Genomic DNA, 19816 nt, shown 5'->3' with positions numbered 1-19816 from the left:
AAAAGCCAACCTTTGGTATCAAGGTCGACCTTTTCGAACTCTGGAAAATAATATTTACGTGTTTATACGATACATATACTTACTCTGTGCTATGTTTACGGTTTGAGCGTATCTTTTTCAACCAAATACGTTCTTTATCCGTCAAATCGGCCGTTTCCAACATCTCCGGTCTGCGCTCCAGCGTACGAAGCAACGACTGTTCTCTGCGCCATGCCTCAATGTTCAGATGATGTCCCGACAACAGCATATCCGGTACTTTCATGCCCCTAAACTCGGGTGGACGTGTGTAGTGTGGATATTCGAGGAGTCCAGTGCTGAATGAATCTGTCACGGCACTTGTCTCATTGCCAAGCACACCGGGAATAAGGCGTACGATGCTGTCAATCGCAACCATTGCAGGCAACTCCCCACCCGTGAGTACGTAATCACCAATGGATAGTTCATCCGTCACGAGAAATTCGCGGATACGCTCATCGTAACCTTCATAATGTCCACATATAAAAATCAGATGATCTTCTTGCACAAGTTCTTCTGCTTTTTTCTGTGTAAACGTCTCACCTTGCGGACACATTAGAATGATACGTGGAGGTTTCATCGATGCAGCTTCTCCGCGTTGCTCCAGAACATCTTCTACAGCAGCAAAGATCGGATCTGGTTTCAGCACCATGCCGCCACCTCCGCCGTAAGGAGCATCATCTACTGTATTGTGTTTATTGGTCGCATAATTTCGGAAGTTGGTTGCACCAAGGGATACGAGCCCCTTCGTTTGAGCTTTACCCAGAATGCTTGCTCCGAACACACCGTCAAACATCTCCGGGAATAGCGTTAATACATCCACTTTCATGTTACAGCAGCCCTTCCATCAGGTGAATCTTCACTTGCTTCTGTTCGATATCTACATCAAGCACTACATCATCAATAACGGGAATCAGCACTTCTTTACCTGCTGGCGTTTTGACAACCCATACATCATTGGCACCCGGAGTCAAAATTTCAGAGATGGTTCCAAGCGTTTCACCCTCTTCGGTTATGACCGAACACCCAACGATTTGATGGAAGTAGTATTCACCTTCGTCCAGCTCAGCCAGGTTCTCTTTTAACACTTTGGCCATGCCGCCTTTAAACTTTTCTACTTCATTAATGTTGCCGTACTCTTTCAGACGAAGAATATACATATTTTTATGCAAACGTGAAGATTCCACGTTAACCATGACTGGATGATTATCTGGTGTAAAGAAAAACAACTCTGCATTTTTCGCGAAACGCACTTCCGGGAAATCGGTTAAAGGCATGATTCTCACCTCACCGCGAATTCCATGCGTATTAACGATTTTACCTACATTCATAAAATCTGCCATAATTCCTCCTACGAAATTAAATCAAACTAAACAGCTACTTCGACTCTCGTACGGTCGTTCCGGCGACGGTTCGTTCATTCGATCGCTGTTACCCCTCATTTTTCGAACTTACTTTAAAAGGTGAAAATGAGGTGATAAAGGCGAACGCTAACGCTAACGCTTCTCCAGAATCGATCCCGTCCCCTACACTACTCCGAAGTCACTCATACCCAAAAATATTTTAATTCAATATCTAATCCAACCTATTAAGTTCAGCATGCACGAAAAGGGGCTAGGACATGCATCCTAACCCCCTTTCGTATATCTTTAAGATATGATATCAACGGTAACCCGTTTATCCATCTTAACTGCTGCTGATGTGACGACCGTACGAAGTGATTTCGCGATTCGTCCCTGTTTACCAATTACCTTCCCGACATCGTCAGGATGTACGGTTAACTCATAAACGACAAGCCGGTCTTTCTCAACCGTCCGAACCGCCACATCTTCCGGATGATCGACTAAAGCCTTAGCAATTATGCTTACTAATTCTTCCATAGATGACCCTCCGAATCAGCACTTTATTTAGATAATTTAGACTCGTGGAACTTCTTCATCACGCCCGCTTTGCTAAGCAAGTTGCGGACAGTGTCAGATGCTTGTGCACCGTTTTGAAGCCATGCCAATGCTTTATCTTCATCGATCTTAACAACAGCCGGTTGTTCAACCGGGTTGTAGTAACCGATCTCCTCGATAAAACGACCGTCACGTGGGGAACGGGAATCCGATACCACTACGCGGTAGAAAGGAGCTTTGTGAGCACCCATACGTTTCAGACGAATACGAACTGCCATTTGAAAATTCACCTCCTTCAATGAAATCTGTATATGATCCAGCTTCGCTTAAATCAACGGAAAGGAAACTTCATTCCTTTACCCATACCTTTAAGCTGCTTCATCGCTTTATTTTTACCGCCTTTAGGTCCCATCATATCCGAGAACTGTTTCATCATGCGGCGCATCTCATCAAATTGCTTGATCAGACGATTTACTTCAGCCAGAGATGTTCCGCTTCCGGTAGCAATACGCTTCCGGCGGCTGTGGTTGATCATGTCCGGGTTGCGTTTCTCCTCGGTCGTCATTGAGTAAACGATCGCTTCGATCCGGCCCATCTGTTTATCATCAACCTTCAGATCCTTGGCTTGTTTCATCTTGCCCATGCCGGGAATCATATCCATGATCTGATCGATTGGTCCCAGCTTTTTCACTTGATCCATCTGCTCCAGGAAATCTTCAAACGTGAATTCTGCATTACGCATCTTCCGTTCCATTTCCTTGGCTTTATCGGTATCAATGTTTAATTGTGCTTTCTCAATCAGAGATAACATATCACCCATACCGAGGATCCGTGAAGCCATACGTTCCGGGTGGAACGGCTCCAAAGCGTCAAGTTTCTCTCCAAGGGAAGCAAACTTGATTGGACAACCCGTAACTGCTTTGACAGAAAGCGCAGCACCACCACGAGTATCTCCATCCAGCTTTGTCAGGACAACCCCGGTCAGATTAAGCTGCTGGTTAAAGTGTTCTGCTACGTTAACCGCATCCTGACCTGTCATGCTGTCTACGACAAGCAGTACTTCATCTGGATTCACTACGCTGTGAATCTGGCGAAGTTCTTCCATCAGTTCTTCATCAACATGCAGACGTCCAGCTGTATCGATAATAACATAGTCATTACCGTTATCTTTGGCATGTTGAAGACCTTGACGTGCGATCTCAACAGGGCTTGTCTGATCTCCCAGTGTGAATACCGGCGCTTTGATCTGCTCGCCAAGTACTTGCAACTGTTTGATCGCTGCCGGACGATAAATATCTCCTGCAACAAGCAATGGTCTGCTGTTTTGCTTTTGCAGCATTTTAGCCAGTTTACCCGATGTGGTTGTTTTACCAGCACCCTGCAAACCAACCATCATCAGCACCGTAGGCGGTTTGTTCGCTTTAGCCAATTTGGCTTGGCTTCCACCCATCAAATCCGTTAGTTCCTTGTTAACGATGTCGATGATGACCATTCCCGGCGTGAAGCTCTCCATCACTTCTTTGCCAACAGCCTTCTCTTTCACCTTGGCGATGAATTCCTTGACCACTTTGAAGTTTACATCCGCTTCGAGCAATGCCAGACGTACCTCGCGCATAGCCTCGGCTACATCTTCATCAGACACCTTGCCTTTGCCGCGCAGCTTGCTGAACACATTCTGTAATCGGGTCGTTAATCCTTCAAATGCCATGATCCCACCTCCTTAAGCTTTAATACTGTTTTCAAGACCGATACGTTCCGCTCAGCCAATTTTTCATTCACTAAGCTGAGCAACAATATCGTGTATTTGTTTGTTGTTATCAATGGAGACGCCTGCGCGTTCCAATGCATTTTGCAAATCTTCAAGATTGCGATTACGCCGTTCATGCTTTTCCAGCAAGCCCAGCTTGCTTTCGTAATTTTCCAGCACTTGCTCGGCACGCTTGATATGCTCGTATACCGCCTGGCGGCTGATCTCAAACTCGGCTGCAATTTCACCAAGTGAGAAATCGTCATGAAAGTAATACTTTAGAAAAGTCTGCTGTTTCTCGGTAAGTAACAATTCATAAAAAGCAAACAGCAAGTTAATCCGGTTTGTCTTCTCAAGCCGATTTTCTTGACTCACATCGGGGCACTCCCTTCGTCAAGGAAAAACACTTTACACTCTTGCAACGTTCCTAATAATACCTAAAACAAATCAGGTTGTCAAGCAAAAATACTTGTCACAATCAAAACAGCTCTGATGATATGTTATTTCGATGTTTAACCGGTGGTTTATGTCCTTTTTTACAACAAGGAAATCCTATCTGTATCTCTGCGATCACCTCTATGTAGAAGAAAAACGAATGCGTCTCAGTCCGTGGAGATGCATCCGTTTATGGTGTTCTAACGAAGTGGTGTCAGGTACAGCAGTACCATAAAGAAATGAAGAATACTTCCTGCTAGCACAAAGAGATGCCAAATCGCATGGTGGTACGGAAATCCACGCCACACATAAAAGAGCGTACCCAGTGTATACATCAGGCCTCCAGCAACCAGCAACATAATGCCGCCTGTAGGAATGGCAGCCATAAGAGGTTGCCAGGCAATAACGATGAGCCAGCCCATCGCAATATAGAAAATCGTGGACATGAATAGAAACTTTTTCGTAAAAAACGCCTTAAAGATCACGCCGAATAATGCGATACCCCAGATTATACCAAACAGGGTCCATCCAAGTGTACCGCGAACAGCAATAAACAAAAGCGGAGTGTACGATCCCGCAATAAACAAATAAATGGAAGAATGGTCGAAAATCTCAAATAAATCTTTCACTTTTCCATCTTTCCATGCATGCACGAGTGTAGAACTTGTATAGAGCAGCAGCATGGTGATCCCGTAAATCGTGAAACTGACCACATGCCAAGCCGTGCCTTTCATACTTGAAAATACAATCAATATCACCAGTGCAGCTACACTGAGTGCAGCGCCGATTCCATGTGTCACCGCATTGGCGACTTCTTCACGGCGAGAATAGGTATACGTATTGGCCATTTTCAACCGTCCTTTCTAACCCTTTAACATTGCCTTCTTTATTCCTCCATTATACACGTATTGCCAGTGACATTACACGTGACACTTATCACGTATATCACTGGCAATAGGGTTAACATTATTAATTCATCCTATTATTAATGATTCTAGGAATTAGCTTCCTCTTCTTCAGCACTTTCCGCTGGCTGCTCCTGGATCAATCCGGCGAACAAAGCATGCACAAATTGCTCAGAATCAAACGGTTGCAGATCATCAATCTTCTCACCAAGTCCCACGAGTTTCACAGGCAAGTCCAGCTCCTGACGGATCGCAACAACGATCCCCCCTTTGGCTGTTCCATCCAGTTTCGTCAGTACGAGGCCAGTTACACCGCTTTTCTCACCGAAAAGTTTAGCCTGGTTTAAAGCATTTTGACCTGTTGTTGCATCCAGTACCATCAGTACTTCATGCGGAGCATCCGGAATTTCACGCTGAATGACACGATAGATCTTGTTAAGCTCGTCCATCAGGTTCGATTTGTTTTGCAAACGACCTGCTGTATCACAGAGCAGAACATCCGCACCCCGTTGTTTCGCTGCCTGTACCGCATCATACATAACCGCTGCTGGATCAGAACCAGATTGCTGTTTGATAACATCTACACCGGCACGTTGTCCCCATACTTCCAGCTGTTCAATGGCTCCGGCACGGAACGTATCTCCAGCTGCCATGATGACTTTTTTACCTTGCTGTTTAAATCGATGTGCCAGCTTGCCAATCGTTGTTGTTTTACCAACACCGTTAACGCCAACGAACAAAATAACGGTAATGCCATTCGGGTTCATTTTCAATTCGTTATTCTGTTCACCGCGAAGAAGATCCGTCAGTTTCTCAGACAACACAGGCTGCAGTTCAGCCGCGTCCTCAATTTTGCGTTTTTTCACTTCAACGCGCAGATCTTCGATCAGATTCATAACGGTATTAACGCCAACGTCTGCTCCAATCAGAATCTCTTCCAATTCTTCATAGAACTCTTCATCGATTTTTTTGCGGCGGATTACGAGATCCGACACTTTTTCCACTAGCCCTTTACGTGTCTTTTCCAATCCATCCTTGAACTGTTTGGTGACCGACTCCGTTTTGCTTGCAATGCTGTCTCTCAGCTTTTTAAAAAAACTCATAAAGCCCCTCCATCGTGTACATAATCTAAGCGCTTTTGCAAAAATGCTCAATCTGAATGATTTTCAATGATTACAATGAGTTCATTTGTCTCGCAGGTTTGGATCAGATCAGGCAATTACTGCTTCCTCATCTTCCAGTTTAACCGAAACAAGCTTGGATACTCCGCCCTCTTCCATCGTAACACCGTACAGCACATCTGCCTCTTCCATCGTACCTTTACGATGGGTAACAACGATGAACTGTGTCTGTTCGGAGAATTCACGCAAGTACTGGGCAAAACGTACGACGTTAGCTTCGTCCAGCGCTGCCTCAACTTCATCCAGCACGCAGAATGGTACAGGTTTGACATGCAGAATGGCAAATAACAAAGCCATTGCCGTCAAAGCCCGCTCCCCACCGGATAACAGTTGCAGGTTTTGCAGTTTCTTGCCTGGTGGCTGAGCCACAATATCTATTCCCGTTTCTAGCAAACGCTCCGGGTCCATCAGAACAAGATCAGCTCGTCCCCCGCCAAACAGCTTGGTAAACACGGTGCCGAACTCACGGCGGATGGCATCAAACGTGATCTTGAATCGCTTCGCCATCTCGTCTTCCATTTCCCGAATAACCTGATACAACGTTGTTTTGGCTTCCACCAAGTCATTCTTCTGTTCACTCAGGAACTCGTATCGCTCATTGACTCGCTGGAACTCCTCAATCGCTCCCAGGTTAACATCACCCAGGGCGGATATACTGCGTTTCAGCTTCTGTACTTCTGCCTGTGTATGCTCCACATTTTCCGGCACAGGATAACGCTCTTTGGCCAGTTCATAGCCCAGTTCGTATTCATCCGTCAGTTTTCGCAGTATATTTTCCAGCTCAACATCCAGCCGGTTCACGGAAATTTCCGTCTGTCGCATCTGCTCTTCCACAGCTTTTAACTGCGTGCGCTGTTCCTTCGTTTCGCTCTCGGCAAGCTCAAGCTTTTTAGACAACTCACTTCGGGCAGCACGTTTGAAGTCCAGCTCCTGGGAAGCTTCCGCTTTTTTCAGCTTGTACTGGTTCAGATCTTCAATCTGCTTGACACTCTCGGTCTGTGTTTTCTTGAGATCTGCTTCCATCGAAGCCAGCAACGTGCGATTCTGACGAAGATCTTTCACCAGCGACTCCACTTCCCGCTCCAGACGTCGCAATTGTTCTCCATTGGAGAATCGCTCCTGATCGAGCTTGCCTTCGCGCACTTTCAATTCGGTGAGTTGGCTCTGCAATTCTTCCTTCGCGGATTCATTGGCTTTCCGAGCAAACTCAGCTGCATGAATGGCACGATGAGTCGCTTTTTCTTCCTCTTCAAGCTGCTCCAGCTTCTTCACAGCGACGATGCGAGCCGTATCCAGCTCTTTGATCTCTTCAGTAAAGCCGCTCTTCTCCTGCCCGGCAACGGCAACCTGTTCAAGCACATGGCGAAGCTCATGCTCTACCTGCTTCATTTCCATCGAAGCCTGCTGTTCTGCATTTCGGGTATCGTCACCGGACTGACGAAGTTCATCCAGTTTGTCCTGACACTGCTCCAGTTGAACTTTTACATCATCCACACTGCGATGCAGTTTCACGATCTGATTTTCCGTATCCAAAATATCCTGATCGAGCTGGTCCAGCTGCCGTTTCCGACTGAGCAGACTCACATTTTTCTTGTGCTGGCTACCACCCGTCATGGAACCACCCGCATTGACCACGTCACCTTCAAGTGTCACAACCCGGAAACGATACTGGCAGCGCGCCGCAATTTTATTCGCAACCTCCAGCGTTTCGGCAATAATAACATTACCGAGCAAGCTGCCAATGATCGAAGCGTACTTGGATTCGAATTGAACGAGATCAGCACCGATCCCCACAAAACCCTCCATACCTTCGATCATGGAACGTTCAGCTGCTCCAATGGCACGAGGACGAATGACATCCAGAGGCAGGAACGTTGCACGCCCCAACTGGCGTTGCTTCAGGAAAGCAATTGCCTGTCTGGAAACTGATTCATTTTCCATGACCACATGCTGCAAGGATGCTCCCATCGCTGTCTCTACAGCAAGTTCAATCTTTTCTGGAACTTTGACGAGTTCAGCTACAGCTCCATGAACACCGTTAAGTGTGCCTTTGCGTGAAGCCTTGAGGACCTCCTTGACACCCAACATGAATCCGTCAAAATCATCCTGCATCTCTTTCATCGTATCGCGGCGGGAAACTTGAGCTTCACGCTTCTGTTCCCATTTACGAACTGTGCCCCGACTTTCTTCAAGCAGCTTCTGCAGCGACTGGAGTCGTTCACTTTCCGTAATGTAACCACCACGCAGATCACTGATTTCTTTGCCCAAGCGAACAACTTTTTGCTCAATGTCCGCTTTGCGACTTTCCAGTGTCTCTTTTTGATCTTCCCATTTGCCCGATTCCTCAGCCGCGCGATTCATTCTGCGCTCCAGCGTTTCTTTCTGCTGATCCACATAACGAATTTCATTGCGTGTCTGAGCCATCTGATTCATCAGTTCCAGCAAATTGCCTTTGAGGCTTTCCTCTTGCTGCTGACTAATGCCGCCTGTGACACCGATGAGTTTGGCTTCTTCCTGAGACAACTGATTTCTCACATCATTCAGTTCATGCTCAAGCTTGCCAAACTTCTCACGCAGTGCAAGCAGCTCGGTTTCCCGTTCGCGATGTCTCTCCTCACTGGCGGCAAGCGTTACTTTGAGCTGCTCCTGATTTGTTTGCAGATGGTGGGAGCGCTCCTTGAGCAATTCTCCAAGCCCTTCACTTTTCTCTGTCGCTTCACTGAATTGCAATAAAGCGGCTTGCAGTTGCTCTGTCTCTGTTTCCAGGATACGCAGCGCATTCCGATCATTTTCCAGCTTGGCATCATGGGTAGAGACAATCGCTGCGAGTCCAACCTCTTCCTGCTTCAGGGATTGCAGTCGCTCATTGGCCTTACTCCAGGATGCATGAATCTGTTCGATCTGGTACACATACATGGAAATTTCCTGCGATTTGAGCTGTGAACGAAGTTCTTTATAGTGGATCGCTTTCTCCGATTGTTCCTTTAGCGGTCCAATCTGATCTTCCAGTTCAGTCACCAGATCATGAATACGCAGCAAATTCTGCTCTGTCTCATCCAGTTTGCGCGTTGCATCCCGCTTGCGGGATTTATATTTAACGATACCTGAAGCTTCTTCAAAGATACCTCTGCGATCCTCTGAACGGGTACTGAGAATCTCTTCGATTCGCCCCTGTCCAATAATCGAGTAGGCTTCCTTACCGATGCCGGTATCCATAAACAACTCTGTGATATCCTTCAAACGACAAGATTGCTTGTTAATAAAATATTCACTATCTCCGCTGCGATGTACACGACGAGTCACCGTCACCTCACCGAAATCCAATGCAAGTGCATGATCCTCGTTATCGAGTGTTAGCGACACCTCACCGAAATTAACGGCTTTCCGTGCGTCACTGCCTGCAAAGATGATATCTTCCATCTTGCCACCACGCAGCGACTTGGCACTTTGTTCCCCCAGAACCCAGCGGATTCCGTCCGATATATTACTCTTGCCACTTCCGTTCGGACCTACAACAGCCGTAATGCCACGAACGAACTCCATCTCCGTTTTGTCGGCGAATGACTTGAATCCACCCAATTCAATCCGTTTTAAAAACATAGGGTTTCTCGTCACCTCCTCTTGCAAATTTCAAGTATTGCATTCCAGCGCCTAAGTATCAGGCCAACTCCCCTGAACCTCTTTACAAAAAAAAAGAGCAAAAAGCAGTCCGGCCGATTACTTCCGCCGGGGCGGACCCACGGGCTGCTCTTTGCTCTTCGTTTGTCTATGCGCTATCGGTTAAGCTCCGGCTTCCGGAAGCTTCAGTCGATCAAGTGCTGCAGATGCAGCCTGTTGTTCCGCTTCCTTTTTGGAACGTCCTGTGCCTCTACCAAGCCGTTCTTGACCCATATGGACCTCCGAGACAAACTCACGTTCATGGGCAGGTCCCCGTTCCTCAACGATACGGTATTCCAAAGCTCCCATATTGTGATGCTGAGTAAGTTCCTGCAGTTCCGTTTTGTAATCACTCATTTGCAGCTTGCTGCCCAATACGATTAATGGGAAGACATGCTGGTCGAGAAATGCCCGGACAGGCGCAAGCCCCTGATCCAGATACAATGCACCAATGAAAGATTCAAACACATCCGCCAGCAGAGCCGGCCGTGTCCGTCCTCCAGTTAGTTCCTCACCTTTACCAAGAAGTACATACTGCCCAAAACCCAACGCTTCAGCAAATTTGACGAGGGAAGGCTCACAGACAATGGATGCCCGCAGCTTAGTTAATTCACCTTCCGGACGGTTAGGATACAAATGATACAAGTATTCCGATACAGTCAGTTCCAGCACGGCATCGCCCAGAAACTCCAGGCGCTCGTTGTCCTGATGCTGACTGAACCGGTGTTCGTTTACATAAGAAGCATGGGTAAACGCTTGTTTTAAAAGCTGCCTGTTGTCAAATTTGATTTGAAGTTTATGTTGTAACTGCTTCAGATCTTCACTCAAACGAACTAGCCCCTTATGCTTCAAATTTTTTGAGAATAATGGTGGCATTGTGACCGCCGAATCCAAATGAATTGGACATGGCAATATTAACTTTGGTTTGACGTGGAACATTTGGTACATAATCCAGATCACATTCCGGATCCTGATTTTCCAGGTTAATCGTTGGAGCCAGTGTCTGATGTGTCAGTGACAATCCGCAGATGACCGCTTCTACACCACCAGCAGCGCCAAGCATGTGGCCCGTCATGGATTTAGTGGAACTCACTGCGAGCTTGTACGCATGATCACCAAACGCCTTTTTGATCGCAAGCGTTTCGGATCTGTCACCTACAGGCGTCGAAGTTCCGTGTGCATTGATGTAATCCACTTCTTCAGGCTCAATACCCGCATTGCGAAGTGCCATCTTCATGCAACGTGCTGCTCCGTCTGGATCTGGTTCTGTCATGTGATGTGCATCACCTGTCAGACCGTAACCGATCACTTCACCATAAATGCGTGCACCACGTTTTTGAGCATGCTCTAGGGATTCCAGAATCAGAACACCAGCGCCTTCGCCCATAACAAAACCATCACGTTCTGTATCAAAAGGACGGCTGGACTTCGCAGGATCATCATTACGTGTAGACATTGCGCGCATCGCACAGAACCCTGCAAGACCCGTTGGTCTGATTGTTGCTTCCGCACCACCACAGATCATGGCATCTGCATCACCATTAGCAATCAGCTTGAAGGAATCTCCGATGGAGTGTGTACCTGTTGCACAAGCCGTAACAACGTTAATGTTAGGACCTTTGGCACCAAGAGAAATGGACATTTGGCCTGAAGCCATGTTGGAGATCATCATGGGAATAAAGAATGGGCTTACCCGTTTTGGACCTTTTTGCAACAATGCATTATGTTGGTCCTCCCACGTACCCAATCCACCAATACCTGATCCGATGGATACACCGAAACGCTCTGCATCAATATTCTCGTTAATTTTCAGACCACTGTCTTCAACGGCTTTGAAGCCGGCTGCCACAGCGAACTGTACAAAACGGTCCATTTTGCGAGCATCCTTGCGATCCATATATTCTTCCGGGTTGAAATCCTTGATCTCGGCTGCAATCTGTGTCGTGTATTCACTAACATCAAACGCCTCAATCTGAGAAATTCCGGACTTTCCTGCCATTAAACTGCCCCAGAACGTTTCCAAATCTTTTCCGAGCGATGTCATTACGCCCATTCCGGTAATTACTACTCTTTGTTTCAAACCGAGTCACCTCTATATCGACTGCATTACGCAAGTATTTTGTGGGAATATCCGCGAACAGACATCTACTCAACCAAGATAGGCCTGTTTGAGTAGAGCTGCTTGCGGAATGAGAAAAACCAATGAATGATGAGAAGTCCCGCCTGTTCGAAAACATGTGCGGGACTAAAAATGACTTTAGGTATGAGATTGTATGTAGTTTACAACTTCACCTACGGTCGTGATTTTTTCTGCATCTTCATCAGAGATTTCCAAATCAAATTCATCTTCCAATTCCATGACCAATTCCACTACATCCAAAGAATCAGCACCCAAATCTTCTTTGAAAGATGCTTCAAGTGTAACTTCAGCTTCGTCTGCGCCCAAGCGGTCGACGACGATGCGTTTTACACGCTCCAATACATCGGACATCCGGTTCACCTCCTTCTTTGGTATTATACGAGAATCGCAGGCAAAATGCCATAGAAGACATATGCGGCTCCCGGCCGGGGAACCCGGCCTTTTTCCGGCATTTCGGATCGTCCAGCGCCTGTTCCCCGACTATTGTTCAAGTCCGGGAAGAATTACATGTACATGCCACCATCGACATGCAGCGTCTGCCCTGTCATATAAGATGAAGCCTGCGAAGCCAGGAACGTAACTACACCGGCAATTTCATCCGGGTGACCCAAACGGGACAACGGAATACCACTCAGCATACCGTCTACCAGCTCCTGGGACAACTCTTTTGTCATATCCGTCTCAATGAAACCTGGTGCTACACAGTTGACTGTGATTCCACGGGAAGCCAGTTCACGAGCAGATGCCTTCGTCAGACCAATGACTCCTGCCTTGGCAGCAACATAGTTTGCTTGTCCAGCATTACCGAGAACACCTACAACCGAGGAGATATTGATAATTCTTCCCGACCGTTGTTTCATCATTGGACGTGTAACCGCCTTAAGGCAGTTAAACACACCTTTGAGATTGGTTTCAATAACCTGATCGAATTCTTCCTCTTTCATACGCATGATCAGATTATCACGGGTAATACCGGCATTGTTCACCAGAATATCAACGTTGCCCCATGCTTCGAGTGTAGCTTTGACCATTTGTTCAGCTTCATCCATCAGGCCAACATTGGCTTGAAGTGTAATCGCCTTGACCCCTTTGGCACGAATCGCTTCCGCCACTTCCTCAGCTGCCGCTTGGCTACCCGCATAATTCACGGCTACGTTCGCTCCAGCTTCTGCAAGTGCCAGCGCAATACTGCGCCCAATGCCCCGGGATGCCCCGGTAACGAGTGCATTTTTACCTTCTAATGGTTTAGACATAATCATTCCTCCTTTCCCCAAATCTATATCAGTTCAACCAAAGAATGTTTACACTTGCCACTCCGATGACAGAATAAACTTCCGATCGCTGTTATCCCCAGATTTTTTGATTCCCTTTTCTAAAGGGAAAATCCGGTGATAGCGTATGCTTCCGATGTAGCTTTCTTTCAGAAAGCTTTTAGGCGAACGCTCCGCTTCTTCAGTTTTTTTCTGTCCTCTCCGTTCTCGTGTAAAAAGTTTAGTTTAACTCATATAACTCCTTCTAATTCACTTGCCGTTGCTTCGAGCGTTTCAAGACTGTTCACATTGTACAGTTTTACGGTTTTATCTGTTTTTTTAATCAAACCGGTCAATACACTGCCAGATCCAATCTCGATGAACGTATCCACGCCTTGCTCAATAAGCCATGTCACACTGTCTTCCCATAATACAGGAGAATAGACCTGAGCTGTCAACAAATCCTGAACCTGTCCATCCTCTGCAGGTCTTGCAGTCACATTAGCGACTACGGGGACCGCTGCTGGTGAGAACGTAACGGTTTTCAGTTTCTCTGCCAGCTTCTCGGCTGCACCCTTCATCAATGAAGAGTGGAACGGACCGCTTACTTCCAATGCAATGGCGCGTTTACCGCCTGCTTCTTTCACTCGTTCCGCGACAGCAGCTACGCCTTCCTTCACACCAGAAATGACGATTTGTCCCGGACAATTCATATTGGCAAGTTCAACCGCATGACCACTTTCAGATACGTCACGGCAAAGCACCCCCAGCGCTTCCCGATCCGCACCCAATACAGCAGCCATCGCTCCTTGTCCACCCGGTACTGCCTGTTCCATATACTGACCACGTGCCCGCACAGTGCTCACTGCGTCAGCAAACGAAAGAACGCCCGCTGCCACCAGTGCACTGTATTCTCCCAGACTGTGTCCAGCCGTATAGTCAGGCTGAATTCCTTTTTCTTTGAAAGCTTCAAGCAAGGCAATACTTGCTGTCAACAGAGCCGGTTGTGTATTTGATGTCTGTTTCAACTCGGTCTCCGGTCCTTCAAATACAAGGTTGCTCAGCGAGAAACCCAATGTTTCATCTGCTGTGCGAAAAATCTCGGTTGCCGCAGGCACGGACTCATACGCGTCCTTGGCCATGCCTACAGCCTGTGATCCCTGTCCGGGAAATACAAATGCTATTTTACCCATCTCATTCATCTCCCAGATGTCTATTTTACCAAACGAGTACCGATGCACCCCATGTCAAACCGCCACCGAATCCAACCATCAGGACGGTATCTCCGGCTTTCATGCGACCTTCCTCCGCAGCTTCTACCAGAGCAAGCGGGATGGAAGCAGCCGATGTGTTTGCATACTTATCCACGTTGACTACAACCTTTTCTTCAGGAAGTTCAAGTCGTTGCATCGCAGATTGGATAATCCGAATATTCGCTTGGTGAGGAACAAACAGATCCACATCCGTACGCTCCATACCAGCCTTGCGTAATACCTCAATGGTAGCCGTCCCCATGACACGTACCGCAAACTTGAACACTTCACGACCGTTCATGTAGATGTAATGTTTTTTATTTTCAACGGTCTCTGCGGAAGCAGGCAGACGGGAACCGCCGCCTTCCATCTGAAGAAGACTACCGCCAGAACCTTCAGCACCTAGATCGAATGCTTTGAAGCCGCGACCTTCCGGAACTTCACCAACGACTACCGCGCCAGCTCCATCACCAAAGAGGACACATGTGTTACGGTCTGTATAATCCGTAATGCGAGACAAGCAGTCCGCACCGATAACAAGTGCATTGTTGTACATACCGCTTTGGATGAAGCTCGTAGCACTAGCCAAACCATATACAAATCCGGAACAAGCAGCCGACAGATCAAATGCTGCGGCACCTTTTGCACCCAATTTGTCCTGTAAGATGCAGGCTGTCGACGGGAACGAAGAATCCGGAGTAATGGTTGCAACAATAATCAGATCAAGATCACTGCCTGTCATACCTGCAGATTCAAGGGCTTTAATAGCCGCTTCGTATGCCAGATCAGAAGTTGCCTGATCAGGTGCAGCGATGTGACGCTCTTTGATTCCTGTACGACTGACGATCCACTCGTCATTGGTATCGACCATTTTCTCCAGATCGCTATTCGTCAAAATTTTCTCAGGCACATATTTCCCTGTACCAATAACCCCTACTGGGCGCAAATTATTCATATCGTCACTCACTTCCCGCTAATTTCCTTAGATATGCTCTCTACCAGCTGGTTCTGCACTGCAATCCGAGCTTGGCGCACAGCATTTTTGATGGCATTGCCATCAGCAGATCCATGACTTTTCACAACCAGTCTGCTCAAACCGAGGAGTGGCGCTCCGCCATGCTCCGTATAATCCAGCTTTCGTTTCAACCCACGCAGCTCAGGCATTAGTACAGCTGCAGCCAGTTTACTTTTGAGAGAAGATGAAAATTGTTCCTTAAGCAAGGCGAAAATGGCACCTGCTGTGCCTTCCAGCGACTTCAGCAGGATATTTCCTGCAAAACCGTCACATACAAGCACATCACAAGCACCAGTCAGCACATCACGTGCCTCCACATTACCGACAAACCGAATTGGGAGTTGTTCCAGTAAAGGGTATGCATGTTTGGTTAACTCATTTCCCTTGCCTGGCTCTGTTCCTACATTGAGCAAGCCCACTCGTGGGGACTCAATGCCCTGTACTTTTTGCCGATACAAACTGCCCATCAGGCCATATTGTGCAAGGTGCTCCGGTTTGGCATCCATATTCGCTCCGAGATCCAGCGCAAGCACACCTACATCATCAATCGTTGGAATCATAGGCGCAAGCGCCGGACGTTCAATGCCTTCCATGCGACCTACAACAAGCAAACCCGCTGTCATCAACGCTCCAGTATTGCCCGCCGAGATCATCGCGTCCGCTTCGCCCTCTTTCAGCATGCGGCCTGCGACCACCATGGAGGCATCCTTCTTGCGACGCACTGCTTTGACGGGTTCATCATCCGAACCAATAACTTCGGAAGCATGCCGGACCGTAAGATTGGCAGGTCTCACGCCTGACTGACTCAAAAGAGGCTCCAGCTTGGCTTCATCGCCGATCAGGACGATCTGTGTATCCGCCCAATCCGTGGCTGCGGCAATCGCACCTTCTACCGTTGATGCAGGTGCATTGTCGCCTCCCATGGCATCAATGACGATTTTCATTCCAAATGACCTCCTTCTCCGCTGTCTTCTCCACCTGAATGGTAGATTACAAAGTTGCCTTGAAACACCATTTCTTCACCTACATAAGTGAATACTTCCACTTTGGCTTTGCCCTTTTGACCCGGAATCGATCTCACATAAGCCTTTGCAATACATTTCTCTCCCAAATGAACCGAACGGACAAAGCGAATGTCTGCTGATGCAGTCAACGCGATCTCGTCATTAATAATCGCTACAGCCAAGGAGTTAGCCTGTGCAAAGACATAGTGTCCACGTGCAATGCCTGTTCTGGAAAACACGTGTTCTTCCTTAATCTCAAACAGGGAAATCCCGCTTTTATCCAGTTGTAGATCCACAATATCACCGATAATCTCATGCAAGGGCAACGAGCGTACCTGATCATACGAGAGCTCTGCCATCAGTTTCATCCGCTCCCGAAGTTCGGGTATTCCAAGTTCCAGCCTGTCAAGACGAATCGTCTGAATACTCACCTTCAATTGGCGTGTAAGTTCCTGATCCGTCACAAACGGGTTCTCTTCTATCATTTTGGTTAACTGCTGTTGCCTCTGTCTCTTCGGTACACGTTCGATGCCTGACACCCCCCGCTGTATCGTTTACGGAACCGTCCCGTCCGGCCAGTTCAACCATTCTTTCGTGTTGCTTCTATAGTTGCATCCCTGGTCACCAGGGTCGTTCTCAAACGGATTATGGTTCATCTATATGTAACGTCAAATCTTAGAACCTGGTACTAAACTATAGTATATCTCATCCCGTGTCAAAAAGAAAGACTGGCCTAACAAAAACAATTCACCCTTGTGGAGCAAGGATTTCATGTTTGTTAGCTCACTCTACCTACACTCTCTAATCCAAAAAAAGTAGCACCTCATCGAAATGAAGTGCTACTTAATGTCCAACTATTATTGAGAGATGATCTCTCTTGCTTTGTACGTTCCGCACACTTTGCACACGTGGTGACTAAGTTTAAGTTCGCCACATTGTTCACATTTCACCATGCCCGGTACAGCCAATTTAAAGTGAGTGCGACGTTTGTCGCGACGCGTCTTGGACGTTCTCCGTTGAGGTACTGCCATTATTCCCACCTCCTTATCAAAATCAACCTTTGCAGGTAGTCTTAAAATGTTCGATTTTCAATCATGCTCATTTAAAAAAATCCTTGAGCCCTGCAAGCCGCGGATCGATAACCTGGTTATCACAACCGCAGTCACCTTCGTTCAGCTCATGGCCACACTTGGGGCATAACCCTTTGCATGTATCGCTACATAGCGGTATAAACGGAAGATCCAGCAGAAAAGCTTCCTCGGCATAACCCTTCAGATCAACGCTATCTCCATCCACATAGAGCGTATCATCGTCTTCGTGTAATTCCTCTGGCTGTTTTCCCTGCTTGAATTGCTCATGAAAATCAATATGAAAATGTTCATTGATCGGCTTAAGACAACGGGAGCACAACATGTCCACTCCTATGGTCAGCTTGCCATGAACATCCACAACGTCACCTTCTCTGAATTCTGCAGATAAGTCCGCAGTCAGCGGGGTAACGGCTGTGATATCTTGTCGGTTAGAAACCAGTTCCTTGATATCCCACTGTTCGTTAAACTTCAGGGGGCCATCACTGGTAGCCACTTTGCGAAATGGCATTAACATTTCCATCACTCCAAACGAAACCAATTTCATAATTCATGTCAAACGTATCACGACAGTTATACAGGTCAAGCCTGCTTTTGTAAAGCAATATATCCTGACTGTATGTATTCTGACGATTCATCGTTAAAAGTATTATGAAATTGACTTAACAAACAAAAATCATTATACCGATTTTTCAAGACGTTTGTCAACACTTTTAACTTTACACCCTTTTTAAAACCAATGGCTCAGAACCGTTTACTCCATCTGGTCTATTATAGACTCACTTCAAGATAAATCACAAGTCGTCATTTTAGTTGTAGTTCCTTGCAAACACTGGTCACATTTCGTTAACGTTTAGTGTGATCTATATCACACAGACCCGCTTGCCCCCTATCTATACTTGCTATAAACCAAAGCACGATCAGCTCCATGACCGATTTATTATCCAACTATTTCATATCATATCGGGAGGGAAAATGTATGTTAAGTGAGCACACCATTAGAGTCATTAAATCTACAGTACCCGTACTTGAAGTTCACGGTGAAGCGATCACACGCCATTTTTACGAAACGATGTTCGCAGCTCATCCGGAACTACTGAATATTTTCAATCACGCAAATCAGAAACAGGGTCGACAGCAAGCCGCCCTCGCCAATATGGTATACACCGCTGCCCTGCATATCGATAATCTGTCATCCATCCTGCCTGCCGTCCGGCAAGTTGCACATAAACATCGCAGCCTGGGTATCGTTCCTGAGCAATACGCGATTGTCGGCACCTATCTGCTTCAAGCCATCAAAGATGTCCTTGGAGACGCAGCAACGGATGAGATTATCACAGCATGGGGCGAAGCCTATAATGTCATCGCAGGTGCCTTTATCGGGATCGAACAGGATATGTATACAAAAGCGGAAAACCAGACGGGTGGCTGGGAAGGATTTCGTACCTTCAAGGTTGCCAAGAAAGTGCAGGAAAGTGAAATCATCACGTCCTTTTACCTCGTTCCAGACGATGGTCAGCCCATTGCCAGTTATGAATCGGGACAATACATCAGTATCAAAATCCAGCCAGAGGCACAGTCATTTACCCAGATTCGTCAGTATAGCCTTTCAGATACCCCGGGTAAACCCTACTATCGCATTTCCGTTAAACGTGAGCGAGGTGTATTAGAGCGCCCTGACGGAGTTATATCCACGTATCTCCACAATCACATTGAAGAAGGTAGTCTGGTGGAGCTATCCGCTCCTGCTGGCGACTTCACGCTGATTGCAGACGATAAACGACCTGTTGTTCTCCTGAGTGGTGGTGTCGGTCTAACGCCCATGATCAGCATGTTAAATACACTGGTTAACTTGAGTGAAAATCGCACCATTACATTTTTGCATGCAAGTCCCAATGGTCAATCGCACGCGTTCCGTGATCATGTGAACAGTCTGGCCAAACGTAATCAGGGCGTTAAAGCTTATTATTGTTATACTCAACCTGAGGAGGCTGATCGTGAAAATGAGTATTTTCATAAGGAAGGTTATATGGATGCCACCTGGCTTCGTCAAGTGATTGATGAACTGGATGCCACCTATTATCTGTGTGGGCCGGTTTCGTTTATGCGGGCGATTTATACGGAACTTCAGGCGCTTGGTGTTACAGCGGACAACATTCATTATGAATTTTTTGGGCCGAAAGCAAGTCTATCTCCCGCGCCGGAAAGTGTCTAAGCGTGCTGAGATT

Annotated in this window: 20 protein-coding genes; 1 reads left to right on the top strand and 19 read right to left on the bottom strand. The window is 46.9% G+C overall.

The window, feature by feature from the left end:
* Window positions 1-79 precede the first annotated feature (79 nt).
* The 19 genes from trmD to J2X75_RS03410 all read right to left on the bottom strand — a co-directional run bounded on the left by trmD (window position 80) and on the right by J2X75_RS03410 (window position 18105).
* Window positions 80-844, bottom strand: coding sequence for a tRNA (guanosine(37)-N1)-methyltransferase TrmD (trmD, locus tag J2X75_RS03500; RefSeq protein WP_310334317.1), 765 nt, complete (start codon window positions 842-844; stop codon window positions 80-82).
* A gap of 1 nt (window position 845) precedes the next feature.
* Window positions 846-1358 (bottom strand): ribosome maturation factor RimM, encoded by a 513-nt coding sequence (rimM, locus tag J2X75_RS03495; RefSeq protein WP_310334315.1) that lies wholly within the window; start codon window positions 1356-1358, stop codon window positions 846-848.
* A gap of 306 nt (window positions 1359-1664) precedes the next feature.
* Complete coding sequence (locus tag J2X75_RS03490) at window positions 1665-1895, bottom strand: KH domain-containing protein (protein ID WP_024630185.1); 231 nt, start codon at window positions 1893-1895, stop codon at window positions 1665-1667.
* A 23-nt stretch (window positions 1896-1918) separates the two neighbouring features.
* Window positions 1919-2191, bottom strand: coding sequence for a 30S ribosomal protein S16 (gene rpsP / locus J2X75_RS03485; RefSeq protein ID WP_017689219.1), 273 nt, complete (start codon window positions 2189-2191; stop codon window positions 1919-1921).
* Between the two features lie 53 nt (window positions 2192-2244).
* Complete coding sequence (ffh, locus tag J2X75_RS03480; protein WP_062833767.1) at window positions 2245-3621, bottom strand: signal recognition particle protein; 1377 nt, start codon at window positions 3619-3621, stop codon at window positions 2245-2247.
* Between the two features lie 63 nt (window positions 3622-3684).
* Window positions 3685-4035: a YlxM family DNA-binding protein gene (ylxM, locus tag J2X75_RS03475; RefSeq protein WP_017689221.1), complete on the bottom strand. Its 351-nt coding sequence runs from the start codon at window positions 4033-4035 to the stop codon at window positions 3685-3687.
* A 260-nt stretch (window positions 4036-4295) separates the two neighbouring features.
* Window positions 4296-4943, bottom strand: coding sequence for a PAQR family membrane homeostasis protein TrhA (gene trhA / locus J2X75_RS03470; protein ID WP_310334312.1), 648 nt, complete (start codon window positions 4941-4943; stop codon window positions 4296-4298).
* A gap of 146 nt (window positions 4944-5089) precedes the next feature.
* On the bottom strand, window positions 5090-6103 hold the full coding sequence (gene ftsY / locus J2X75_RS03465) for a signal recognition particle-docking protein FtsY (RefSeq protein WP_307537741.1): 1014 nt from the start codon (window positions 6101-6103) through the stop codon (window positions 5090-5092).
* 108 nt (window positions 6104-6211) lie between these two features.
* A complete protein-coding gene (gene smc, locus J2X75_RS03460) occupies window positions 6212-9781 on the bottom strand; it encodes a chromosome segregation protein SMC (protein ID WP_310334309.1) in 3570 nt (1189 codons plus the stop codon).
* Between the two features lie 180 nt (window positions 9782-9961).
* On the bottom strand, window positions 9962-10666 hold the full coding sequence (rnc, locus tag J2X75_RS03455; protein WP_091031948.1) for a ribonuclease III: 705 nt from the start codon (window positions 10664-10666) through the stop codon (window positions 9962-9964).
* A gap of 13 nt (window positions 10667-10679) precedes the next feature.
* On the bottom strand, window positions 10680-11918 hold the full coding sequence (fabF, locus tag J2X75_RS03450; protein WP_062833763.1) for a beta-ketoacyl-ACP synthase II: 1239 nt from the start codon (window positions 11916-11918) through the stop codon (window positions 10680-10682).
* A gap of 177 nt (window positions 11919-12095) precedes the next feature.
* Complete coding sequence (acpP, locus tag J2X75_RS03445; protein WP_024630176.1) at window positions 12096-12329, bottom strand: acyl carrier protein; 234 nt, start codon at window positions 12327-12329, stop codon at window positions 12096-12098.
* A 152-nt stretch (window positions 12330-12481) separates the two neighbouring features.
* Window positions 12482-13231, bottom strand: a complete 750-nt coding sequence (gene fabG / locus J2X75_RS03440; RefSeq protein WP_150364881.1) for a 3-oxoacyl-[acyl-carrier-protein] reductase — start codon at window positions 13229-13231, stop codon at window positions 12482-12484.
* A gap of 248 nt (window positions 13232-13479) precedes the next feature.
* A complete protein-coding gene (gene fabD, locus J2X75_RS03435; RefSeq protein ID WP_310334307.1) occupies window positions 13480-14421 on the bottom strand; it encodes an ACP S-malonyltransferase in 942 nt (313 codons plus the stop codon).
* 25 nt (window positions 14422-14446) lie between these two features.
* Window positions 14447-15436 carry a beta-ketoacyl-ACP synthase III gene (locus J2X75_RS03430; protein WP_076209487.1) on the bottom strand — a complete coding sequence of 330 codons (990 nt, stop codon included), beginning with the start codon at window positions 15434-15436 and terminating at the stop codon, window positions 14447-14449.
* A gap of 8 nt (window positions 15437-15444) precedes the next feature.
* Window positions 15445-16440 carry a phosphate acyltransferase PlsX gene (gene plsX / locus J2X75_RS03425; RefSeq protein WP_310334306.1) on the bottom strand — a complete coding sequence of 332 codons (996 nt, stop codon included), beginning with the start codon at window positions 16438-16440 and terminating at the stop codon, window positions 15445-15447.
* Window positions 16437-16985, bottom strand: a complete 549-nt coding sequence (fapR, locus tag J2X75_RS03420) for a transcription factor FapR (protein ID WP_047842457.1) — start codon at window positions 16983-16985, stop codon at window positions 16437-16439. The genes plsX and fapR overlap by 4 nt, the downstream gene beginning before the upstream one ends.
* 372 nt (window positions 16986-17357) lie before the next feature.
* Complete coding sequence (gene rpmF / locus J2X75_RS03415; RefSeq protein WP_017689233.1) at window positions 17358-17531, bottom strand: 50S ribosomal protein L32; 174 nt, start codon at window positions 17529-17531, stop codon at window positions 17358-17360.
* A gap of 67 nt (window positions 17532-17598) precedes the next feature.
* Window positions 17599-18105: a YceD family protein gene (locus tag J2X75_RS03410; protein ID WP_091031953.1), complete on the bottom strand. Its 507-nt coding sequence runs from the start codon at window positions 18103-18105 to the stop codon at window positions 17599-17601.
* Window positions 18106-18567: 462 nt separating this feature from the next.
* Here J2X75_RS03410 and hmpA point away from each other — a divergent pair, with 462 nt between their 5' ends.
* Window positions 18568-19803: an NO-inducible flavohemoprotein gene (hmpA, locus tag J2X75_RS03405; protein WP_310334305.1), complete on the top strand. Its 1236-nt coding sequence runs from the start codon at window positions 18568-18570 to the stop codon at window positions 19801-19803.
* The last annotated feature ends 13 nt before the right edge of the window (window positions 19804-19816 follow it).

The sequence above is a fragment of the Paenibacillus sp. 2003 genome, assembly GCF_031455635.1.
GTDB classification, from domain to species: Bacteria; Bacillota; Bacilli; order Paenibacillales; family Paenibacillaceae; genus Paenibacillus; species Paenibacillus amylolyticus_B.
Note: the sequence above shows the minus strand (reverse complement) of the source record. Positions and strands in the feature narration are given on the sequence as shown.

Coding starts and splice junctions, on each gene's coding strand:
- trmD (WP_310334317.1), bottom strand. CDS start 844: ATGAAAGTGGATGTATTAACGCTATTCCCGGAGATGTTTGACGGTGTG.
- rimM (WP_310334315.1), bottom strand. CDS start 1,358: ATGGCAGATTTTATGAATGTAGGTAAAATCGTTAATACGCATGGAATT.
- J2X75_RS03490 (WP_024630185.1), bottom strand. CDS start 1,895: ATGGAAGAATTAGTAAGCATAATTGCTAAGGCTTTAGTCGATCATCCG.
- rpsP (WP_017689219.1), bottom strand. CDS start 2,191: ATGGCAGTTCGTATTCGTCTGAAACGTATGGGTGCTCACAAAGCTCCT.
- ffh (WP_062833767.1), bottom strand. CDS start 3,621: ATGGCATTTGAAGGATTAACGACCCGATTACAGAATGTGTTCAGCAAG.
- trhA (WP_310334312.1), bottom strand. CDS start 4,943: ATGGCCAATACGTATACCTATTCTCGCCGTGAAGAAGTCGCCAATGCG.
- ftsY (WP_307537741.1), bottom strand. CDS start 6,103: ATGAGTTTTTTTAAAAAGCTGAGAGACAGCATTGCAAGCAAAACGGAG.
- smc (WP_310334309.1), bottom strand. CDS start 9,781: ATGTTTTTAAAACGGATTGAATTGGGTGGATTCAAGTCATTCGCCGAC.
- acpP (WP_024630176.1), bottom strand. CDS start 12,329: ATGTCCGATGTATTGGAGCGTGTAAAACGCATCGTCGTCGACCGCTTG.
- fabG (WP_150364881.1), bottom strand. CDS start 13,231: ATGTCTAAACCATTAGAAGGTAAAAATGCACTCGTTACCGGGGCATCC.
- fabD (WP_310334307.1), bottom strand. CDS start 14,421: ATGGGTAAAATAGCATTTGTATTTCCCGGACAGGGATCACAGGCTGTA.
- J2X75_RS03430 (WP_076209487.1), bottom strand. CDS start 15,436: ATGAATAATTTGCGCCCAGTAGGGGTTATTGGTACAGGGAAATATGTG.
- plsX (WP_310334306.1), bottom strand. CDS start 16,440: ATGAAAATCGTCATTGATGCCATGGGAGGCGACAATGCACCTGCATCA.
- fapR (WP_047842457.1), bottom strand. CDS start 16,985: ATGATAGAAGAGAACCCGTTTGTGACGGATCAGGAACTTACACGCCAA.
- rpmF (WP_017689233.1), bottom strand. CDS start 17,531: ATGGCAGTACCTCAACGGAGAACGTCCAAGACGCGTCGCGACAAACGT.
- J2X75_RS03410 (WP_091031953.1), bottom strand. CDS start 18,105: ATGTTAATGCCATTTCGCAAAGTGGCTACCAGTGATGGCCCCCTGAAG.
- hmpA (WP_310334305.1), top strand. CDS start 18,568: ATGTTAAGTGAGCACACCATTAGAGTCATTAAATCTACAGTACCCGTA.